Annotated in this window: 16 protein-coding genes; 10 read left to right on the plus strand and 6 right to left on the minus strand. The window is 33.3% G+C overall.

The window, feature by feature from the left end; all coding sequences use genetic code 11:
* Together RR554_RS00965 and treR are read left to right on the plus strand one after the other, a co-directional pair.
* Window positions 1–1833 (plus strand): glycosyl hydrolase family 65 protein (locus RR554_RS00965; protein WP_332467235.1); only part of this gene is annotated, 1833 nt, incomplete at its 5' end.
* A 67-nt stretch (window positions 1834–1900) separates the two neighbouring features.
* Window positions 1901–2614, plus strand: coding sequence for a trehalose operon repressor (gene treR, locus RR554_RS00970; protein WP_332462046.1), 714 nt, complete (start codon window positions 1901–1903; stop codon window positions 2612–2614).
* 54 nt (window positions 2615–2668) lie between these two features.
* Here the strand turns inward: treR and RR554_RS00975 are convergent, their stop codons facing one another.
* A complete protein-coding gene (locus RR554_RS00975; RefSeq protein WP_332467236.1) occupies window positions 2669–4204 on the minus strand; it encodes an endonuclease MutS2 in 1536 nt (511 codons plus the stop codon).
* 414 nt (window positions 4205–4618) lie between these two features.
* Here RR554_RS00975 and RR554_RS00980 point away from each other — a divergent pair, with 414 nt between their 5' ends.
* The 7 genes from RR554_RS00980 (at window position 4619) to RR554_RS01010 (ending at window position 11195) form a co-directional block, all read left to right on the plus strand.
* The gene (locus RR554_RS00980; RefSeq protein ID WP_332467237.1) at window positions 4619–6430 is read left to right on the plus strand and encodes an LTA synthase family protein; all 1812 of its coding nucleotides are present in this window, start codon (window positions 4619–4621) and stop codon (window positions 6428–6430) included.
* Between the two features lie 195 nt (window positions 6431–6625).
* Window positions 6626–7357, plus strand: a complete 732-nt coding sequence (locus tag RR554_RS00985) for an amino acid ABC transporter ATP-binding protein (RefSeq protein ID WP_332462043.1) — start codon at window positions 6626–6628, stop codon at window positions 7355–7357.
* Between the two features lie 12 nt (window positions 7358–7369).
* Window positions 7370–8179: a transporter substrate-binding domain-containing protein gene (locus tag RR554_RS00990; protein ID WP_332467238.1), complete on the plus strand. Its 810-nt coding sequence runs from the start codon at window positions 7370–7372 to the stop codon at window positions 8177–8179.
* A gap of 11 nt (window positions 8180–8190) precedes the next feature.
* The gene (locus RR554_RS00995; RefSeq protein WP_332462041.1) at window positions 8191–8835 is read left to right on the plus strand and encodes an amino acid ABC transporter permease; all 645 of its coding nucleotides are present in this window, start codon (window positions 8191–8193) and stop codon (window positions 8833–8835) included.
* A gap of 16 nt (window positions 8836–8851) precedes the next feature.
* The gene (locus RR554_RS01000; protein WP_332462040.1) at window positions 8852–9505 is read left to right on the plus strand and encodes an amino acid ABC transporter permease; all 654 of its coding nucleotides are present in this window, start codon (window positions 8852–8854) and stop codon (window positions 9503–9505) included.
* Window positions 9506–9602: 97 nt separating this feature from the next.
* A complete protein-coding gene (locus tag RR554_RS01005; RefSeq protein ID WP_332462039.1) occupies window positions 9603–10580 on the plus strand; it encodes a biotin--[acetyl-CoA-carboxylase] ligase in 978 nt (325 codons plus the stop codon).
* Between the two features lie 78 nt (window positions 10581–10658).
* Window positions 10659–11195 (plus strand): biotin transporter BioY, encoded by a 537-nt coding sequence (locus tag RR554_RS01010; protein ID WP_332462038.1) that lies wholly within the window; start codon window positions 10659–10661, stop codon window positions 11193–11195.
* A gap of 59 nt (window positions 11196–11254) precedes the next feature.
* Here the strand turns inward: RR554_RS01010 and RR554_RS01015 are convergent, their stop codons facing one another.
* The 4 genes from RR554_RS01015 to pepV form a co-directional block, all read right to left on the minus strand.
* Complete coding sequence (locus tag RR554_RS01015) at window positions 11255–11914, minus strand: carbonic anhydrase family protein (protein ID WP_332462037.1); 660 nt, start codon at window positions 11912–11914, stop codon at window positions 11255–11257.
* Between the two features lie 245 nt (window positions 11915–12159).
* Window positions 12160–12519, minus strand: a complete 360-nt coding sequence (locus RR554_RS01020; protein WP_332467239.1) for a PqqD family protein — start codon at window positions 12517–12519, stop codon at window positions 12160–12162.
* The gene (locus RR554_RS01025; protein ID WP_332467240.1) at window positions 12500–14446 is read right to left on the minus strand and encodes an OPT family oligopeptide transporter; all 1947 of its coding nucleotides are present in this window, start codon (window positions 14444–14446) and stop codon (window positions 12500–12502) included. Before RR554_RS01025 ends, RR554_RS01020 begins: the two co-directional genes overlap by 20 nt.
* Window positions 14447–14575: 129 nt before the next feature.
* Window positions 14576–15976, minus strand: coding sequence for a dipeptidase PepV (pepV, locus tag RR554_RS01030; RefSeq protein WP_332467241.1), 1401 nt, complete (start codon window positions 15974–15976; stop codon window positions 14576–14578).
* Between the two features lie 328 nt (window positions 15977–16304).
* Between pepV and RR554_RS01035 the strand changes: the two genes are divergently transcribed.
* Window positions 16305–18536: a bacterial Ig-like domain-containing protein gene (locus RR554_RS01035; protein WP_332467242.1), complete on the plus strand. Its 2232-nt coding sequence runs from the start codon at window positions 16305–16307 to the stop codon at window positions 18534–18536.
* A gap of 55 nt (window positions 18537–18591) precedes the next feature.
* Here the strand turns inward: RR554_RS01035 and glmL are convergent, their stop codons facing one another.
* A complete protein-coding gene (gene glmL / locus RR554_RS01040) occupies window positions 18592–19980 on the minus strand; it encodes a methylaspartate mutase accessory protein GlmL (protein ID WP_332467243.1) in 1389 nt (462 codons plus the stop codon).
* Window positions 19981–20034 lie beyond the last annotated feature (54 nt).

Below are 20034 nucleotides of genomic sequence, written 5' to 3' on the forward strand. Positions count from 1 at the left end.
CTTATTTCTGAGATTGACGGGGATGTCTTTAATTATAATGTTGAGCGATATAGAAAATTGGAAAAAAGCCATTTGATTACTCTTAATTTAGAGGCAAAAGGTAATTTTGCTTCATTAGAGTGTGTGACAAATAGTTCTGGTATTAAAATAGTTCAAGAAAGTCAGTTGAGGAGTGAATCAATTGATTTAACTAAAATTCAAAATAAAATTGAAGAAAATAAAATTAAACAAACTGTTGAGTTGGACACAGTAGAAAATGAGTGGTATGCACTTGAAAAAATAGTTTACGTAGCAAAAGATACAAAAGATGCACGAACTGATTACCCAACTTACACAGAGCTTTTAACGGCTTCTAAAGAAGAGTGGGAAACATTGTGGGAAAAGGCAAGCATTGAAGTAGAAGGCGATATGATGTCTCAAAAAATGTTAAATTTACACACATATCATATGCTTACATCAGGTTCTCCTAAAGGGAATAAAGAATTAGATGCTTCGATTACAGCGCGAGGACTTCACGGAGAAGCATACCGCGGTCATATTTTTTGGGATGAATTATTTATTTTGCCATTCTTTATGTTACATTTTCCTGACACTGCCAAAGAGTTATTGATGTATCGTTATAATCGATTAGAGGTGGCGAAGGTTCTTGCTAAAGAAGAAGGTTATGAGGGAGCCATGTATCCTTGGCAATCTGGTTTAGATGGGAGTGAGCAATCACAAAAACTACATCTAAATCCGTTAAGTGGTAAATGGAAAGAAGATCATAGTAGAAGGCAACGTCATGTGTCTTTAGCGATTGCTTATAATGTTTGGATGTATTATTTACAAACGGAAGATGAAGCATTTTTAAAGAGTTATGGGTTAGAGATGTTACTTGAAATCAGTCAATTTTGGTTGTCTTTAGCTACGTATGATGATCAGAAAAACCGCTATTCAATTAATGGTGTGATGGGACCTGATGAGTTTCATGAGGCTTATTCTGATCGAGAAAAGGGTGGACTAGATAATAACGCTTATACAAATTTAATGGTTGCTTGGATGTTTGGTGTGATGACTGAGTTAAAATCAATGTACCCATTAGAAACAAGTCTTGATTGGCAAAAAGTAGAAAAAATGAGGAAAAGTCTTCAGCTAGATATTAATTCAGAAGGTATTATTGCTCAGTTTGATGGCTATTTTGACTTGGAAGAAATCGATTGGACTACTTATAGAGAAAAATATGGAAATATTTACAGAATGGATCGCATTTTAAATGCTGAAGGTAAAACAGCAGATGATTTTAAAGTCGCTAAACAAGCAGATAGTTTGATGATTTTCTATAATTTACCAGAAGAAACAGTAACAAATCTTTTAAGTGATTTATCCTATTCTTTACCAGATGATTATGTAAAGAAAAATTTACTCTATTATTTAGAAAGAACGTCTCATGGTTCAACGTTATCAAGAGTTGTTCATTCCCAATTAGCTGAAATGGTGAATAATCGTGAGTTAGCTTGGGAACTTTATCAAGAGGCTTTATATTCTGATTACCGTGATATTCAAGGAGGAACAACGGCAGAGGGTGTTCATACGGGAGTTATGGCATCAACACTATCCATTACATTAACAGCCTTTGCTGGTTTAGATATTAGAGGTGAAAAAGTTAAATTTAATCCTCATTTACCAGAACAATGGCAGAGTTTATCTTTTTCTTTTCAAAATAAGGGGTGCGAATTTAGTGTGTATTTAAATCATGACACACTAGAAATAACATCTGACAAAAATTGTGTTATTAAAGTGACTGATAGATTAGTTGAGCTGAAGGCTAATAAAACGCAGATTATTAGTTATTAGAAGATAATTTCAGATTGCATCCTTCACAGTACCAATTTATAATGGGAATAGTGAAGGAGAAGGTAAAATGAATAAATTTAAAGAAATCTTTTTAGATTTAGAAGAAAAAATAGTGACTCATGAATATCCGCCTCATACGTTATTGCCTAGTGAAAACCAACTAATAAAAATATATGGTGTTTCAAGAGAAACCATTCGAAAAGCGCTCAACCTTTTAACTAATGCTGGATATATCCACAAGAAACAAGGAAAAGGCTCTATTGTTTTAGATATGAACCGTTTTGACTTTCCAATATCCGGTTTAACAAGTTACAAGGAACTTCAAAATACGCAAAGGATTCCAAGTGAAACCATCGTTGTTGAATTAAAAAAAATAGCAACCTCAAAAGACTTAAGTAAGTTAACTGAATGGCCAGTAGCTTCTGAGATTTGGAAACTTGTGAGACAACGAAAAATAGATGGTGAGGTCGTTATTTTAGATAAAGACTATCTTCTGGGAGATATTATTCAAGAATTGCCAAAAGAAAGAGCAGAAGATTCTATTTATGAGTATTTTGAAAATGAATTAGAGTTAAATATTGCCTATGCACAAAAGGAAATTTCCGTTGAGCCTGTCACAAAAGAAATGAGAGACTTAATGGATCTTCATGGTGACCAACATGTGGTTAGTGTCAAGAGTCTTGTTTATTTAGAAGATACAAGATGTTTTGAATATACGGAGTCTATTCATCGTTTGGATAAATTTCGATTTGTTGAGTTTGCTAGAAGAAGAAAAAATTAAACCACTAAAAGAAACATCCAACATTGTCTTTAAAAAGATGTTGGATGTTTTTTGTTAATTAGCTTTTGTTAGATAATCAGTTGCACGAGTCAAAATGGCTTCTGCAATGTTCATTTTACGAGCAATGAAAAAGCCGTTACTCTCACCAACTTTATTCATCAGTAGTTGATAACGAGGTTGAAGAGTCTCTTGGTCAAATGCCATGGCGGCAGTCATAAAGTTAGGTTCGTTGAGGGCAAAATCTTTTATTTCTCCGTAATGGGTAGAAGCAAGAACAATGGCTTTTTTATGTACTAATTCTTCTAAAATGGCAATGGCTAACGCCGCGCCTTCTGTGGGTTCAGTTCCACTACCAATTTCATCTACTAAAATTAGTGAGCGTGAATTAGCAGTGTTTAAAATTTTCCCCATATTGTTCATGTGTCCCGAGAAGGTACTTAGTGCGTTATCAAAGTCTTGGTAGTCTCCAATATCGACTAAAATATGTTCAAAGGTACTAATTTGACTTTTTGAATTAGCTGGAATAAGGATTCCCATCATTGTTAGTTGTGTTAATAAGCCAATAGTTTTTAAGACAACCGTTTTCCCACCAGAGTTTGGTCCGGTAATAACTAAGCCACAATGTTCATTTCCTAGAGAGATGGTTAAAGGGACTGCTGCGTGTCCAAGTAAAGGATGTTTAGCCTCTATTAAGTGGATGATCCCTTTATTGTTAATGATTACTTTTTCTCCGTTAATACTATGACTGTATTTGGCTTTAGCAACAATAATTTCTAGTGAAAAGATTACTTGAATGGTTTTGTTTAGACTAATTAGTTCTTGGGCAATTTCTTCTGTTAAGTTAGCTAATATTTGATAAATTAGCATTGTTTCTTCTGCTTTAGCTAGCTGAAGTTTTTGATTTAACTCCCTAGTTGAGTCAAGTTCCATATAGACTGTAGAACCTTTTCCGGATTCAGAAATAACTCGACCTTTTAAACTATGTTTGAAAGAATTTTTGATTGGGACTGTTAAAACGCCGTCTCTTTCGATAATTAAAAACTCTTGTATTTTTGATTTATTGGCCGAATGATTGATAAATTTATGTAACTTATCGTTAATATCTGCTTGTGCTTTTTGAATACTTTGTCTTGCTTTTTTCAAATCTCTTGACGCATCAGAAGTGACCTGATTATTTTTTATAGATAGGTTAATCACTTCTTCGATGTTTCTAAATCCTTGTAATTTGGTAGCGTAGTTTGCAAGTGTTGGTGCTAATTGGTTATTTCTCATAAAAAATTCTTTAAGTTGGCGAATGGATTTTAGAAAATCAGCCATTTCAATTAGTTCTTTTGGTTCTAATACAAAACCATCTCCAATTTTCATTAAAAGGCGATCAATTTGTTCGCTCGCCATAAAAGGAAAACTTTGATTACTCTTAATAATATTTAGAGCTTCATTCGTCTCTTGTTGGTAATTTAGAACAGTAGTTAAGTCCTCTGTTAGGTCAAAATTTAGAATTCTTTCTTTAACCGTTTGACTAATCGCGTATTGGCTGATGAGTTCTTTTATTTCATTAAATTGAGTTTGTTCGATTGCTTGTTGTTTCATTTTTTTATCTCTCTTTCTGTTAAGAGATATCTGTTGATTAAACAAATTAACTTAAAATAAAAAGAGTTTGGTGGTAGTTAGCCCCAAACTCTTGTTTCATAATATACTGACGGATAAACAAAATAAACCTATATTACTCTAAAAGAGACTAGGGTTTTTGGTAACCATTAAACAGATATCTCAAACTTAAAAATTGGGCACAACAAATAAGCAGTTACTACATTTGCTATTTGTTTTTCAATTGCGTTTGTTTAGATACCTTTGGCACTCAAAAAGTTCACTCATTTCGTATTAGTTAATTTGTTCGCAAGAAGAATAACAAATTTTTAGTATTTTGTCAAAGAAAAGAAAAAAACTAGTTGTAAGCCAAGTTAAAATTGCTTATTCTATGAATAGAGAAAAAGGGGGAAAGAAATGAGAGTCATTGTATTTTTATTGGTAGGAATTATTGTAAGTTTTTTAGATATCATTTTATTCAAAGAAAAGAAATGGTCTAAAAGAGTAGTTAATGGGTTAGCTTTAACAATAGGAGTAAACACTATTTCGTTGTTTAGTATACGTTTTTTGTTAAATAAGTTATATGTCCTAAGCCCCAATAATTACCGAACATTATTTGTTTTGAAATATGTTATTTTTGCATTATTTGTGGGGATGTTTCTTTTATTTATAAAGGGAATTGTTGTAAAAGATATTTCCTTTGAAAAAAATAAAAAGAAGGAAACAAAATTAAGTAAAGTAATCTCTGTTGTTTCAGTTATTTTTATTGCTGTAGGAAGTTTCTTATTTATTGGAACAAGTTGGTTTATTGATTTCTTCGGTAAATTAACACCAGAGCAATTTCTTTTTAATTTTAACTCACCGGTGACAGGTACAGCCTCTGGTGTAACAGATCAAGCTGTCAACGGGCCAGTATTATTACTAGTAACAGTTCTTGTTTGCACGATTTTTTTAATTAGTACAAGATTTGAAATGCATTGGCGAGGAAAAAATTTTTTTTCGGATAAGTCAGTTAAGGTGATTTTAGGCGTATCTTCTGTTGCTGTTTTAGGTTTTGGTGTTAGCTACAGCGTCAAAGAACTTCAACTTGTTGCTGTTTATCACGCTTACTTCGATGATTCAAGTTATATAAAAGATAACTATCATGCTCCAAAAGAGACGAAGATAACATTTCCAACTAAGAAAAGAAATTTAGTTCATATTTATTTAGAGTCTTACGAAAATAGCTATTTTGATAAAGTGTCAGGCGGATATATGCCTAAAAATCTAATGCCTGACTTTGAAAAACTTTACAGTGAAGGTGTTTCATTTTCTGAAACAACCAAAAAAGGTGGACCTTACCAAACGTATGGTTCTAGTTGGTCTGTTGCTTCAATGGTTAATATGAGCATGGGGTTACCTTTAAAAATACCTATGAACGGGAATTCTTATGGTAAGTCTGGTTATTTCTTGCCTGGTGCTGTAAGTATTGGGGATGTTTTATATAAAGAAGGGTATAATCAGACCATTATGTTTGGAGCAGATGCTGATTTTGGTGGATTGACCTCTTTCTTTACAAATCATCATGACTTTAAAATTTATGATTGGAAATATGCTAAAAAAATTGGCAAAATACCCGAGGATTATAAAGTTTGGTGGGGATTTGAAGATAAAAAATTATATGATTATGCTAAAGAAGAAATGACTGATCTAGCGAGTAAAAACAAACCATTTAACTTTACTATGGAAAATGCAGATACTCATTTTCCAAATGGTTATATTGAAAAAGGAACACCGACACCGTTTGACCAACAGTATGCTAACGTTATTTTCCATTCACAAAAACAAATTGTAGATTTTGTTAGATGGATTCAAGAGCAAGATTTCTATGATGATACAACCATCGTTTTGACAGGTGATCATTTAAGTATGGATAAAAAATTCTTCAGGGATTTTGATAAAAATTATCACCGAACAACTACAAATTTAATTTTAAATGGTGACTTTGATAATAAAGATATTAAGACAGATAATCGTCAGTTTGCACCTTTTGATATGTATCCAACAACTCTTTCGGCAATGGGTGTCAAAATTGAAGGGAATAAATTAGGTTTAGGAACAGATTTGTCTTCAGGCGATAAAACGTTAATAGAAAGAGACACATTAGAGAAAGTTAATGAAGAACTTTCAAAAAACAGTCAGTTTTATAATCATGAGTTTGTATCAGAAAGAAAAAACAGTCAAAAATAAATATTTAAAGAAAGCCTCAACAGCAATGTTTGGGGCTTTTTATTATGTTTTAAATTAAGTTTCAGTGAAATTTTCACAAAAAATTATTGGAAAACTTTACAAAATTACAAAACTAAAGTTATAATAATAGTTCGGATTATGATAAGAAAATTAATTTTTTAATGTTTTTATCATTATTAAGGAAGGAGTGAAATTATGATTTCATTTAAGCATGTTGAGAAATACTATGGTTCATTTCACGCATTAAAAGATGTCAATTTAACGATTGAAAAAGGTGAAGTTGTCGTTGCTATTGGACCATCAGGATCAGGAAAAAGCACAATGCTAAGATGTATTAACGCTTTAGAAGAAATTACAACAGGAGAATTACTTGTTGGTGGTGTTGATATCCACAACAAGAAAACTAATTTAAATGAAGTTCGAAAAAATTTGGGAATGGTTTTTCAGCATTTTAATTTATACCCAAATATGACGGTGCTGGAAAATGTTACTATTGCACCGATAAAAGTCTTGAAAGAAGATAAAGAAGTAGCCATTAAAAAGGCTGAAAAGTTACTAGATAAAGTGGGAATGCTTCATAAAAAAGATGAGTACCCAACACAATTATCTGGTGGTCAGCAACAACGAATTGCTATTGCTAGAAGTTTAGCGATGGAACCAGATGTGATGCTCTTTGATGAGCCAACATCAGCACTAGATCCTGAGATGGTTGGAGAAGTGTTAGATGTTATGAAATCCTTGGCTAAAGAATCTGGAATGACAATGATTGTTGTTACTCATGAGATGGGATTTGCAAGAGAAGTTGCAGATCGAGTTATTTTTATGGCAGATGGTCAAATTTTAGAAGACAGAGAATCTGAAAGTTTCTTTGATAATCCACAAGACGAGCGTGCTAAACAATTTCTAAGTAAAATCATTAACCACTAAGGAGGAAGTAAGATGAAACAACAATTTAATAAAAAAAGCTTTCTTTTTTTGTTTGTACTTCTTTTAGTTAGTTTAACTGGTTGTAAAAGTAGCACAACAGTGGAACAAGATACCTTAGAAAAAGTGAAAAGGACAGATAAAATTGTTTGGGGTGTTAAATACGATACCAAGTTATTTGGTTTGATGAATATCGAAAAAAGAGAAGTTGAAGGTTTTGATATTGATATTGCTAAAGAATTAACGAATCGAATTCTTGGAGAAAATGGCTCTGCTGAGTTTGTTGAAGTAACGTCAAAAACGCGGATACCACTTTTGAAAAACGGTAATATTGACGCGATTATTGCGACTATGACAATTAGCGAGGAAAGAAAAAAACAAGTTGATTTTTCTGATGTCTATTTTGCAGCAGGGCAGTCTTTATTGGTTCACAAAGATAGTGATATTAAAGACGTCACTGATTTAAACGAAGGAAAAACAGTTTTAGCTGTTAAGGGCTCAACTTCTGCTGAAAATATTAGAAAGCATGCACCAAAAGCAAAAGTTCTTGAACTTGAAAACTATGCAGAAGCATTTACAGCTTTGCAATCTAATCAAGGTGATGCTATGACAACAGACAATAGTATTCTTTTAGGGATGGCAGCTGAAAATACTGATTACCAATTAGCAGGTAAAAAGTTTACAGATGAGCCTTACGGTATTGCTATTAATAAAGAACAAAATGAATTTCAACAGGCTTTGAATCAAGTAATTGAAGAAATGAAACAAGATGGCACCTATCAAAAAATTTATAAGAAATGGTTTAAAGAAGAGCCTAAAGAGTAAGGAGGTAGCATATGTTTGAGATTTGGCAAATGAATCAGGCAGATATTTTAGCAGGCCTAAAAGTCACGCTAATGGCAAGCTTGATTGCATTAATTGGTAGTTTGATAATTGGTACTTTTATGGCAATTTTTCAAGTATCTAAAACAAAATGGTTAAAAAGATTGGGCAATATTTATGTTAATTTATTTAGAAATTTACCGTTATTGATAGTTGTGATGTTTTTATTTGTTGTCTTACCGCTTTATGGTTTGAAAATTGATGGTATCACAGCTGGAACAATTGGTTTAACATTATACACCTCAGCATTCATTGCTGATACAGTTCGAGCAGGAATCGAAGGAATACCTAAAGGACAAGCAGAAGCAGGTGTTGCCTCTGGTTTAAATTATGCACAGGTTATGTGGTATATTGTGTTGCCACAAGCGTTTAAAATAGTTATACCTCCTTTAGGGAATCAGTTTATTAATTTGGTTAAAAACTCTTCAATTTTAGCGATGGTGACTGGTGCAGACTTAATGTATCAAGGAGATTTAATCGCTAGTACAACGTTTAATACAATAGGGACGTACACGTTAATTGGCTTAATTTATTTAGCCCTAACTTTACCACTATCTTATTTAATGAAGTATCTTGAAGTGAAATTAGCAGTATCTTAAGAAGGGAGGCCAATTGATGGCAATTCAACAAGCGTTAACTTGGAGTAATCTACGGTTTGTTTTCGATGGTTTATTAGTGACATTGGAAGTAGCAGTTGTTTCAATTATTCTTAGTTTTATTATTGGAGGCGTCCTAGGGACACTTCGCTATTTGAAAATTCCTGGTGTATCATTTGTTGTAGGTCTAGTAGTAGATATTATCCGTAATTTACCGTTGCTATTAATTATCTTTTTTACTTATTTTGCCTTACCACAAATAGGAATTCAGTTTAATATATTTTGGTCAGCAGTGATTGCATTGACAATATTTGAATCAGCAATGCTTTCAGAAATAATTCGAGGTGGCCTTTTAGCTGTTCCAAAAGGACAACTTGAGGCAGGCATTTCAACTGGACTAACGAGACTTCAGACTATTTTTTATATTGTGTTACCACAAGGATTGAAGTTAATGGTTCCACCACTAGTGAGTCAATTTGTCTCCTTAATTCGAGATACCTCTTTAGCAGTTATTATATCATTGCCTGAGTTGACTCATAATACTAAAATAATTTATGCACAGTATCCTAATACAGTATTGCCAATGTTCTTTATCATGGCATTTTGTTATTTTATTATTTGTTACTCATTATCCTATTTTTCAAAACGGTTTGAGTTGAACTATACGAAATAAGGTAAAAAGACGTTGATTAATGAAAAATCACGTCTTTTTGTTTTATCTCGTGCTATAATATGAGAAATACAAAAGGCAAAGATGAAAGAGGGATTTTGTGACAACGAAAAATAAAGTATTATCATTTTTGGAAAAAAATCGTGGGGTCTATCTTTCCGGGGCAAAAATGGCAGAGAGCTTAAATATCTCAAGAAATGCTGTTTGGAAAGCGATTAAGCAACTTGAAAAAGAAGGGTTTGAGATAGAAGCTGTCACAAACAAGGGATATTCTTTATCTACAAAAAGTAACCAAATGTCAGAAGTTGGTATTAAAGAACATCTCCCAGAACAACTGAAAGAACAGGACATCTATTATTTTGAACAAATAAACTCAACAAATAAAAAAGCAAAAGAATTGGCCTCACATGGCGCAAATCACGGCACACTTATCGTGGCAAATGAGCAAACAGCAGGCTCTGGTCGGTACGGTAGAGTATTTGAATCGCCTAAAGATTCAGGCATCTATATGAGTATGATTTTAAAGCCAGATGAAATGTTTTTAAAAGACCCAACTTTAATTACTGCTTATGCAGCTGTAATTGTTTCTAATGTGATTGAAAGTATGACAGGCAAAAAAGTAGGGATAAAATGGGTGAATGACTTATTCTTAGATGGTAAAAAAGTATGTGGTATTTTAACAGAAGCAGTTACTAATTTCGAAAGTGGTCAAATTGAATGGATTGTTGTTGGAATAGGCATTAATCTAACAACATCAAGTCATGACTTTTCCGAAGAGGTGAGAAAAAAAGCTGGAGCCCTTCTTGAAGAGAAAGTGTCAATTAGTCGAAATGATCTTGTTGCGCGTATTTTTAAAGATTTTATGTTACCCAATGAACAGATGAGCGTTGAAAATGTAATGAAGGAGTACAAAGAAAAATCCATTATTTTAAATAAAAGAGTGCTTATTCAACAAGGCAAAGAAGAGCTTCTTTGTTTGATCAAGGACATAGATAATCAAGGACAATTGGTGATTCAAAAGGATAGTGGTGAAATTAGCACCTTCAATTCTGGTGAAATAAGAGTTGTTGTTAATTGATTGTCACCTTGAATAAATAATTAAGTTGACAAAGCTCCTTTCTTTTTTTATACTAATAAAAAAGAAAGGAGCTTGTTTATGTTTCGTTTATCAACATCTCAAATCAGTCGAATTGGACTTTTTACAGCGTTGACAATTATCATGTCACAAATTAGTATTCCAATGCCTTACGGTGTTCCGATGACAATGCAAACGTTTATTATTCCCTTAGTTGCTTTTTTACTTGGGAAAAAAGAAGGCGTTTATGTATCTATTATCTATTTATTACTTGGTATGATTGGTATACCAGTGTTTGCTGGTTTTTCTGGAGGGTTAGGTATTATTTTAGGACCAACAGGAGGCTTTATATTATCTTTTCCATTAATGGCTTATTTTTCTGGCGTTGCAACTGAAAGAGAAAAAAATTATCAAGTTATTACTTGGTTGACATTAGGAGCTATCGTTAATTATTTAGTGGGGATGCTGTATTTCTCAATGGTCACTTCTAATTCTTTAAGTGTGGCGTTTACAGCATGTGTCTTACCATTCATCCCAACAGCTATCATAAAAATAGGATTGGTTTATTTCTGTGGTAAAAAACTGAGACTATTAACAGTTAAAAGAGTAAACGGCTAAAAAGAGTAGGTTACCTGTAAAAAGGCAACCTACTCTTTTAATCGTTATTATACATATCTTTAGCCATAAAAGACTTTTTTCAAAACTTGACGACCATTGATATCTTGGACTTCACGGTAGTTATTGTTATGAATGGCTGTTAAGCACTCTAGTTGTGTCTTAGAAAGAGTCATTGGTTCAATTAGAACATACCACTCAACATTTTCCGTTAGTGGAGGAGTGGTGAGTGATCCTAAATAATGATAGTAATTTAAGGATTTAGGAATAAGTGAAAGAAAATTAACATTGTTTTCAAACTCTGATTCATTTAAATGTTCTAAAATAAAATCGATTGTTTTATTTTCTTCACCAATCTCAAAAAGAATAGCTATCACGGCCATTTGTCCGTTTTCTGCTTGATGGACTAGGTGAAGTTCTAATGGAAATTCTTTGCCATCAATTGTGTGTTCGCCCTTGGCGTGGAAATGAAATTGTTGGAATTCAAAGAGTCGTTGATTAATAGAGGCAACTCCTTTAAGATAACCTTGAATACAATAACCAGTGTTGACAATAGCATCAATTTTTTTTCGGTAACGTAAAATAATTTCGCCATTTTCTTTCATTGGCTTAGTTAAATCATTAATGATATTAATTGGTGATTGAAATTGATGGCTAGGACAAAGCCATTCTGTTTTATTTTGATAAGTCCAGTTAACTGGATCAAATGTTATTTTCTTCATAATGCTCCCCTTAGTAAAAGATGACTTGAGTAAATTTTACTAAAAAAGATATTTGAAAACAAATAATATGAATTAAGTTAGTCATCAAAAAAATAGGGGGAAAATTAGTTAAAAATAAAATGTTAAACGAACAAATATTATTTAAAAAAATTACTTAGAAATGCTTTGATACCAAGGAAATAGATGGTTAAAAAATAAGGGCTAGCTATTCTATAATGGAATAGCTAACCCTTATTTTATCTTTTTTAATTAACTGGATAAATCCATTTTTCTTCAACTTCTAAATAATGAAGATAGAGTGTCAAGCGGTCATACAAATAGGCATCAGCTTCTTCAAATTTAGATGAGAGTAGTGAGCCTAATTCGTTGATTGATTTGTTCCCGTCGATTATTTGAAAAACAAAGCTACCATAATCATCTAGTGTAATATAAGATTTTTCAGGTATTTTGACATAAAGTTTTCGAAATAAACGTTGTACCCAATGATTTTGTTCTTTTTCAATAATGACATGGTTATCTTTTATTTGATAAACTACTTGAGGATTTATTTGATAGACTTGCTGTAAAAAAGCGTCATCTAATGTATCACTCTTCTTTAGGCTCATGATCTGTCTCTCCTCCAGTTGGATTTCCTTTTGTTTTCATAATTGGAATTAAACTAGCTAGAGTTAAGCCAATAAGAAGGATGTAACCACCTGAATTACCAGAGAAAATTCCAGCAGGATTACCAGGTGTTACAACACCTGTAATTTGTAGGATAATCCCAATTAATCCAATAATAGAGCCACCTGCGATTAAACCAGAAGATAAACTAATACCGTTTGTTAATCGTTCTTCTTTAACCGTTTCTTCTTTACTTACTCGTTCAACAAAGCCCCTGATAAGTGCACCAATTAAGATGATAGAAGTCGTTGCAATTGGAAGGTAAGCACCAACAGCAATACTCATAACAGATAAATCCAATAAGAAGAACACAATGCCTAATGCGACACCAACAATAATCATTAACCAAGGTAGTTTTCCTTGCATAATTCCACTAGTTAAAGTGGCCATTAGATTAGCTTGAGGAACAGCAAAGGGAGCATGATCTCCAGTGATAGCGATTTGAGGAGCTAATAAAGAGATTACACCAACAACAGTAATAACACCAACGACACCAGAAATAAGAAAATATTTCATCATTTCTGTGCTGCTTCCACCCATAACATAAGTCGCCTTTTGTGCTTGCATGTAACTTCCAGCTACAGCAATAACAATAACAACAAAGGTAGCAAATAGAAGTAAAATGATATTATGTTCTTCCGATTTCCAGCCCATCATAACAAAAACTAGTGTCATAATAACTAAGGATGCAATGGTCATTCCGGAAACTGGTAAATTAGAAGTTCCAATTGTCCCAGTCAGACGACCAGAAACGATAGCAAAAAGTAAACTTAAGATTAAGGATACAAGAGAGCCTACAATTGTAATGACAATATCTTTAGAAATAACAAATCCCATAACAAAAGTCATGACAGTCCCAGCAAGTAAGACCATCATTCCAGAAGCATCATTTCCACCTTGATTAGATGATTTTGCTTTTAAGGTTTGAGAAATAGAGTTGTAAATAGTTGGAATTAATTTAATTGCTCCAATAAGTCCACCGCTAATCATCATTCCAGCACCGATATATTTAGCGTACGAGCTGGCGATATTATTAACAGTCATCTCTTTAACTAATAGGTGTGAAACATCCCAAACAGCTGCTGAAGAATCAGCAAGAGTTGTGAAGTAACCGATTAATGGAATTAGGACAAAGTTTGTTAAAAGTGATCCTGCAAACATTGTCATCGCTACTTTAAAACCAACGATAAATCCAATACCAGATAACATAGGGTTTGCTTCAATTTCAAGTTTGCATTTATAGAAGCCATCACTCATATAGCTAATTGTATTATTAATAAAACCAAAAACAGATGATGTTAGAGCTGTTAAGATACCACTGATTCCAAAACCAATCCCCATATTTTTTAAAGAGTCACCACCAGCATCTGAAGCGACAAGAGACTCCGCAATGGCCATGGCTTCTGGGTAGACAAGGTTCCCATGTTCTTCAACTAAAAGATAATTTTGAACTAAACCAGTTGCTCCTAAACTAAAAAGAACGGCTGTAATTCCAACAAGAACCCCTTCCAAGAAATTGATTTTACCACCTATTAAAATGATAGCAGGTAAAACAAAAATCATTCCACTTGCAATGGATTCACCACCAGAGGACATTCCAGATAAAATATTTTTACTTAGAATATTTTTAGATTTAACAAAGAGAGAAACAAGTCCAGAACCAATAATCGATCCAGGAATACCAGCAGCTACAGTCAAGCCAACTTTCATGCCGGAGTAGGCTGTTGAGGCGGCAAAGATTATTGAAAGTAAAATCCCGAATAAAACGATTAAACTACCACCATTTTTACGATTTTTACCGTCTTTGACATAAGGAACGTAGTCTTGACCTTTAATTCCACCATATGCGTCTTTTGATAATTTTTTCATGTATTTATCCACCTATTCTTTTTTTATCATACCTTTTTTGAAATGAGTCGAAAAAAAATTAAATTACCTAATACATCAAAATTATAGTAGGAACTCAATGAAAAAAGTCCCTACTATAAAAATGTTAAATTATTTGATTAAACGATAGATAGCATCTGCATAAATTACAGCAGATTTGAAGATATCTTCTACATACATATATTCATTGGCTTGGTGCATAGTATCTTCTCTTCCAGGGAACATAGCGCCAAATGCACAACCACGTTCGAATAAACGACCGTAAGTACCACCACCAATTGTTTTTTCTGCTCCTTTTTCGCCAGTGTTATCTTCATAAGCACCTAAAAGAGCAACAACTAATGGGTCATTTGCTGGTACGTAGTGAGTACCTTTAACGCCAGGTTCTGCAACAACGTTAACACTGTCAAGTTTTGAAGTTAATTGTTTAACGATTGCATCAGCGTCAGTTCCTTTAGGGAAACGAACGTTAAGAGCTAAAGTTTTGTCGCCTTCTTGGTCATAAACAAAAATATTAGGACTTGAAGTTAATTCTCCCATAACGTCATCTGTATGATTAATACCAGTTAATTTACCAGCAGGGTCTAAATGGAAGAAGTTAGCAATAGTTGCTACATATTTAAGTCCAGCAGCATCTAATGATAAATTTTTCAAGAAATTGACTAAATGAGTACCAGCGTTAACTCCTAGAGCAGGGTTTTGTGCATGACAAGCTTTACCTACTAATGTTAATGTTATTTCTTTACCATTAATCTCAGCAGATCCAGCTAATCCATTGGCTTTGATATAGTCATTGAAAGCTACTTCAATAGCATTTAAATCTTGATCAGCAGCAATAATAGCTGTTGCATTTCCAGGAACCATGTTTGAAGCAAGACCTGAACGGAATGATTTAAGTTCAATATTACCCTTAGTATCAAGGTTAGGGAATGTTAAAAGGAAAGTAGCAATCCCTTTTTCACCATTAATAATTGGAAATTGAGCATCTGGAGAAAAACCAAAATCTGGCATTTTTTCATTTGCTTGGTAACGATCCATACAGTACCAACCGCTTTCTTCGTCAGTACCAATAATATATCTAACCTTTTTAGAAACAGGTAATTTTAAGTCTTTAATAATTTTTAAGGCATAGTAAGCTGCGATTGCAGGCCCCTTATCATCGCTTGAACCACGTGCGTATAATTTTCCATCTTTAATAACAGGTTCAAAAGGATCAGTATCCCAACCGTCGCCAGTTGGTACTACGTCAACGTGAGCTAAAACACCGAGTGTTTCGTCACCTTCACCGTATTCAATATGACCAGCTACATTTTCGATATTTTTTGTAATGAAGCCATCTCTTTCACCAATTTCTAAAAACTTGTGTAAGGCTTTAGCTGGACCAGGCCCAACAGGCATATCGTCTGTTTTGTTTTCTAAGTCTTTCACACTGTTAATACGGATTAGTGAATATAAATCTTCCATAAGTTCATCTTTTCTTGAATTTACTTCTTCTTGCCAATTAATAGCCATATTCTATTCCTTCTTTCTCGTTATAAGTGCTACTACTATTTAAAAAAACAATCTATCCTCCTTTGTACCTTTTAATATACCTAATATCCCACTAACGTAAAACGGTTTCAAAGTATTGTTGTAATTTATTATAAATCTCTAATGAAAGTACCTGTTTTATTAGAGAACACACATATGATTTTTACTAAAAAAACTAAAATTAAGTAAAAACATATATACCAATTATGTTTTTTTGTTGTTTTTTTAAAAGAAATGTTACAAAAGTGTTACAAACCATGCTAGAATGTGTTTATAAAAGAGACGCAAAAAAATTGAAAGGGTGAGTACAATGAAAAAGTTTAGAATGTTAATTGTTGCGATGTATTTGGTGTCATTTTCTGCTCCGCTAATAACTATGGCTGATTCGCCTGTTAATAATAAGCAAAAAACAGAAAAGAAAGAACAGGTTAAAACATCTTTTAAAGTTAAAAACAGTCAAATTCAGCTTAATAGTCAATGGTCACCTGAAGGCAATTTTCTCTCGGCAACAGATGCAAATGGTAAAAATTTACAGTGGAAAGATATCAGTAAAAATGTTGTTGTGAATGGTACAGTTGATACTAAAAAGGCTGGAAGTTATAAGGTGACATATACTTATAACAAAATCAGTCAAACAGCAACTATTGATGTGGTAGAACCAAAAAAACCAGTGGAACCTAAAAAACAGGTGCAACCAGTTAAACCTCAAGTAAGTATTACTGGATTAAAAGCAAAGAATACTACGATAGCCTTAAACGGGGCATTCGATGTGTCTCAAGTTTTTGATTATGCTGTAAAAAGTGATGGCACAACAATTGGTTGGAATGAAGCAGCAAATGTTGTAAAAGTAACAAGTAATGTAGATCCTAAAAAGGTTGGTAATTATCAAGTAACTTTTAGTCTTGGAAATATTACAGCTGTTTCGGAAGTTTCAGTTGTAGCTATACCAATTAAAATTAATTTAAAACCAATGGCAATTGAAGTTGGTCAAGATTGGGATTATGTGAGTCATTTTGTTTCAGTGGAAATGTCAGATGGTAGTATCCTAAATTTTGATGCGGTTAAAAATGGATTAGTCTATAATCAAAAACCAGATAATTCTAAGCCTGGTGTTTATAACGTGGTTTATAGTTACCAAGGTATTTCTGCTGCAACTCAAGTAACTGTTAAAGCAAAAGAAGTTACACCAGTTGAAGTAAAGGTTTCTAATGGTCAATATTTTGTTGGTGATAAATGGTCACCTGAGATGAATTTTATTTCAGTGGAGATGTCAGACGGATCTAGTTTAAATTGGCAACAAGCTTCTCCACAATTAGTGGTTAAAGGGCAAGTTGATACGGCTAAGCCAGGAACGTACTCAGTTGTTTATACTTTTGGAGATAAGAGTGCAACTGCAACGATAACAGTTCAAGCAGTTGAAGTTGTTAAAGTCCAAGAAGTATCAGTGAAAGATATGAATTTGCAAATTGGTCAAAAATGGGAAGCTAAAGATAACTTTAATTATGTGATGATGTCAGATGGGACAAAACTAAACTGGAAAGATATCGAAGAAGACATTAAAGTTAGTGGTAAAGTTGACTCAAGTAAGCCTGGAAGCTATAAAGTGACATATACTTATAAAGACAAATCAGCAGAAGCAACAGTTGTTGTGAAAGAGATGGAAGTAGTCAAAGTCCAAGAAGTGTCAGTGAAAGATACGAATTTACCAATTGGTCAAAAATGGGAAGCTAAGGATAATTTTAACCATGTGATGATGTCGGATGGGACAAAATTATATTGGAAAGACGTTGAAAAAGACATTAAAGTTAGTGGCAAAGTTGATTCAAGTAAACCAGGTAAGTATCAAGTGACATATACATATAAAGACAAATCAGCAGTGGCGACAATTACTGTGAGAGAAATGGAAGTAGTGAAAGTTCAAGAGGTATCAGTGAAAGATACGAATTTACCAATTGGTCAAAAATGGGAAGCTAAAGATAACTTCAACTATGTGAAGATGTCAGACGGAACTAAATTGTACTGGAAAGATGTTGAAAAAGATATTAAAGTTAGTGGTAAAGTTGACTCAAGTAAACCAGGTAAGTATCAAGTAACTTATACATATAAAGATAAATCTGCAGTAGCAACAATCACAGTGAAAGAAATGGAAGTTATTAAAATTCAAGAAGTGTCAGTGAAAGATACAACTATTGATGCGGGGACTAAATGGCAAGCTAAAGATAACTTCAATTATGTGATGAGAACAGACGGTATCAAACTTGGCTGGAATGATGTTCAAAAAGAAATGAAAATATCTGGAGAAGTTGATACAAGTCGATTAGGGACTTATAAGGTAACGTATACTTATAAAGATAAATCAGCTACTGCAACGATTACAGTAAAAGCAGTTAAGAAAACTGTTGTACCAGTAAAACCAACAACTAAAAAAACATTGCCTCAAACAGGTGAAACTAATAATATTGTGATGGTCGTAATGGGTGTGTTAGTTGTTTTTGGAACTTTTGTATTTGTTGTAAAACAGATTAAAAAGGAAGACTATTAAAAAATAATAAAAAGGATGACTTTTTTCAAGAGTCATCCTTTTTATTGTTGAAAATTTAATTTTGTGGTACTAGATATTTTTTTAGTATTCTAAAAGCAATATCAGGGAAATTTTGAGACAATAGTCCCATCGCTGAAAGAATGTAGGTTTGATCTAAATAAAAAATTGGGTGTGTTGGTTTCAAGAAAGGATCATTTTCTTTTTTTAAACAAGCACTCATCATTTCTTTTGCTTGTTTACTGTGGACTAGAATTCCACCGGTTCCAATAACCGTTTTAAAAGCTCCTAAGTCTTTTCCTGTTTGATACAAAATAACACGTGACGGCGTTGGTTCACGTCTATAGCTACCAGCATGACGATCAAAAGCAGTTTTGATAGCAATTTTCCCCATGGCTTCATCAAAGAGAATATCTTCATCAGATGTAGCAACCATGTCGGGATGGGAACTTCGGTAGTGACAGGCACTTTTAATATCTTCAGGTGAAAGTGTCAGATACTCAGAAAAGCCCTCAACTTTGACAGCTTCAAGTAGACTCATAGCAGAGTATCTCATACCAAGATCTCCTTCCACAGTTCGTTTGACACTAGGTTCTTGTAAACCCTCGGTACGAATCTCCTTGTCTTCAGGTTTTCCATCACCTACTGAATGAAGATCAGTAGTCGCACCACCAATATCAATAACTAGCACATTATCTAATCCCTTTTCAGAAGTAGTTCCACTTGCTAAAAGTTCAGCAGCATGCAAAACAGCTGTAGGAGTGGGCATTAAAATTTGACCTATTTCTTTTTCAGCAGTATCCATTCCTTTAGCTTCTACAATTTTTTTCATAAAAATATCTCTTAAAATTTCTCTAGTTGGTTGTGCATTTAACACATTAACTTGTGGCATAACATTCTCCGTTAAATAGTACGGTAACAGAGATTTTTTTAAAATTTCTTCAACTTTAGGATAGGTTTCTTCATTTCCAGCTACTACAATTGGAAATGTTTTTTTTAGTTTAGCAAGTTGAGTAACGTCTTTCACAATTCCTTCTCGGTTTCCTCCATTGGTTCCACCGCAAACTAAAATAATATCAGGATTAAGAGCCTCAATTTCTTCGACGTTCTCCTCTTTTAACCCATAGCTAAAGACTTTTAAAATTCGGGTACCTGCCCCAAGAGCTGCTCGTTTTGCAGCTTCAGTTGTTAATGTTGGGGAAAGACCAATAGCGACCATTCTAAAACCACCTCTAGCAGAAGAACATGCGTAATGATGATCAAAAGTCATATCTTGTTGTCCGATGTTATTTAGAAGTTGTTGTTTAGCTTGATAAAAACCATCCATAATGGTTGTATCAATGGTCGTTTTTGATTTGGCGGTTCCAAGAATAACTTCTTCTTCTAAATCGACAGCAGTTAGTTTGGTATAGGTACTACCAAAATCAATTAGTAAACAATTTTTCATTTGTGCTTCTCCTTTTACTTTTTATTAAATAACAAAATAATATCAACTAGTTGG

Source organism: Vagococcus sp., from assembly GCF_036639995.1.
In the GTDB taxonomy this organism is placed as follows: Bacteria; Bacillota; Bacilli; order Lactobacillales; family Vagococcaceae; genus Vagococcus.

Coding starts and splice junctions, on each gene's coding strand:
- treR (WP_332462046.1), top strand. CDS start 1,901: ATGAATAAATTTAAAGAAATCTTTTTAGATTTAGAAGAAAAAATAGTG.
- RR554_RS00975 (WP_332467236.1), bottom strand. CDS start 4,204: ATGAAACAACAAGCAATCGAACAAACTCAATTTAATGAAATAAAAGAA.
- RR554_RS00980 (WP_332467237.1), top strand. CDS start 4,619: ATGAGAGTCATTGTATTTTTATTGGTAGGAATTATTGTAAGTTTTTTA.
- RR554_RS00985 (WP_332462043.1), top strand. CDS start 6,626: ATGATTTCATTTAAGCATGTTGAGAAATACTATGGTTCATTTCACGCA.
- RR554_RS00990 (WP_332467238.1), top strand. CDS start 7,370: ATGAAACAACAATTTAATAAAAAAAGCTTTCTTTTTTTGTTTGTACTT.
- RR554_RS00995 (WP_332462041.1), top strand. CDS start 8,191: ATGTTTGAGATTTGGCAAATGAATCAGGCAGATATTTTAGCAGGCCTA.
- RR554_RS01000 (WP_332462040.1), top strand. CDS start 8,852: ATGGCAATTCAACAAGCGTTAACTTGGAGTAATCTACGGTTTGTTTTC.
- RR554_RS01010 (WP_332462038.1), top strand. CDS start 10,659: ATGTTTCGTTTATCAACATCTCAAATCAGTCGAATTGGACTTTTTACA.
- RR554_RS01015 (WP_332462037.1), bottom strand. CDS start 11,914: ATGAAGAAAATAACATTTGATCCAGTTAACTGGACTTATCAAAATAAA.
- RR554_RS01020 (WP_332467239.1), bottom strand. CDS start 12,519: ATGAGCCTAAAGAAGAGTGATACATTAGATGACGCTTTTTTACAGCAA.
- RR554_RS01025 (WP_332467240.1), bottom strand. CDS start 14,446: ATGAAAAAATTATCAAAAGACGCATATGGTGGAATTAAAGGTCAAGAC.
- pepV (WP_332467241.1), bottom strand. CDS start 15,976: ATGGCTATTAATTGGCAAGAAGAAGTAAATTCAAGAAAAGATGAACTT.
- RR554_RS01035 (WP_332467242.1), top strand. CDS start 16,305: ATGAAAAAGTTTAGAATGTTAATTGTTGCGATGTATTTGGTGTCATTT.
- glmL (WP_332467243.1), bottom strand. CDS start 19,980: ATGAAAAATTGTTTACTAATTGATTTTGGTAGTACCTATACCAAACTA.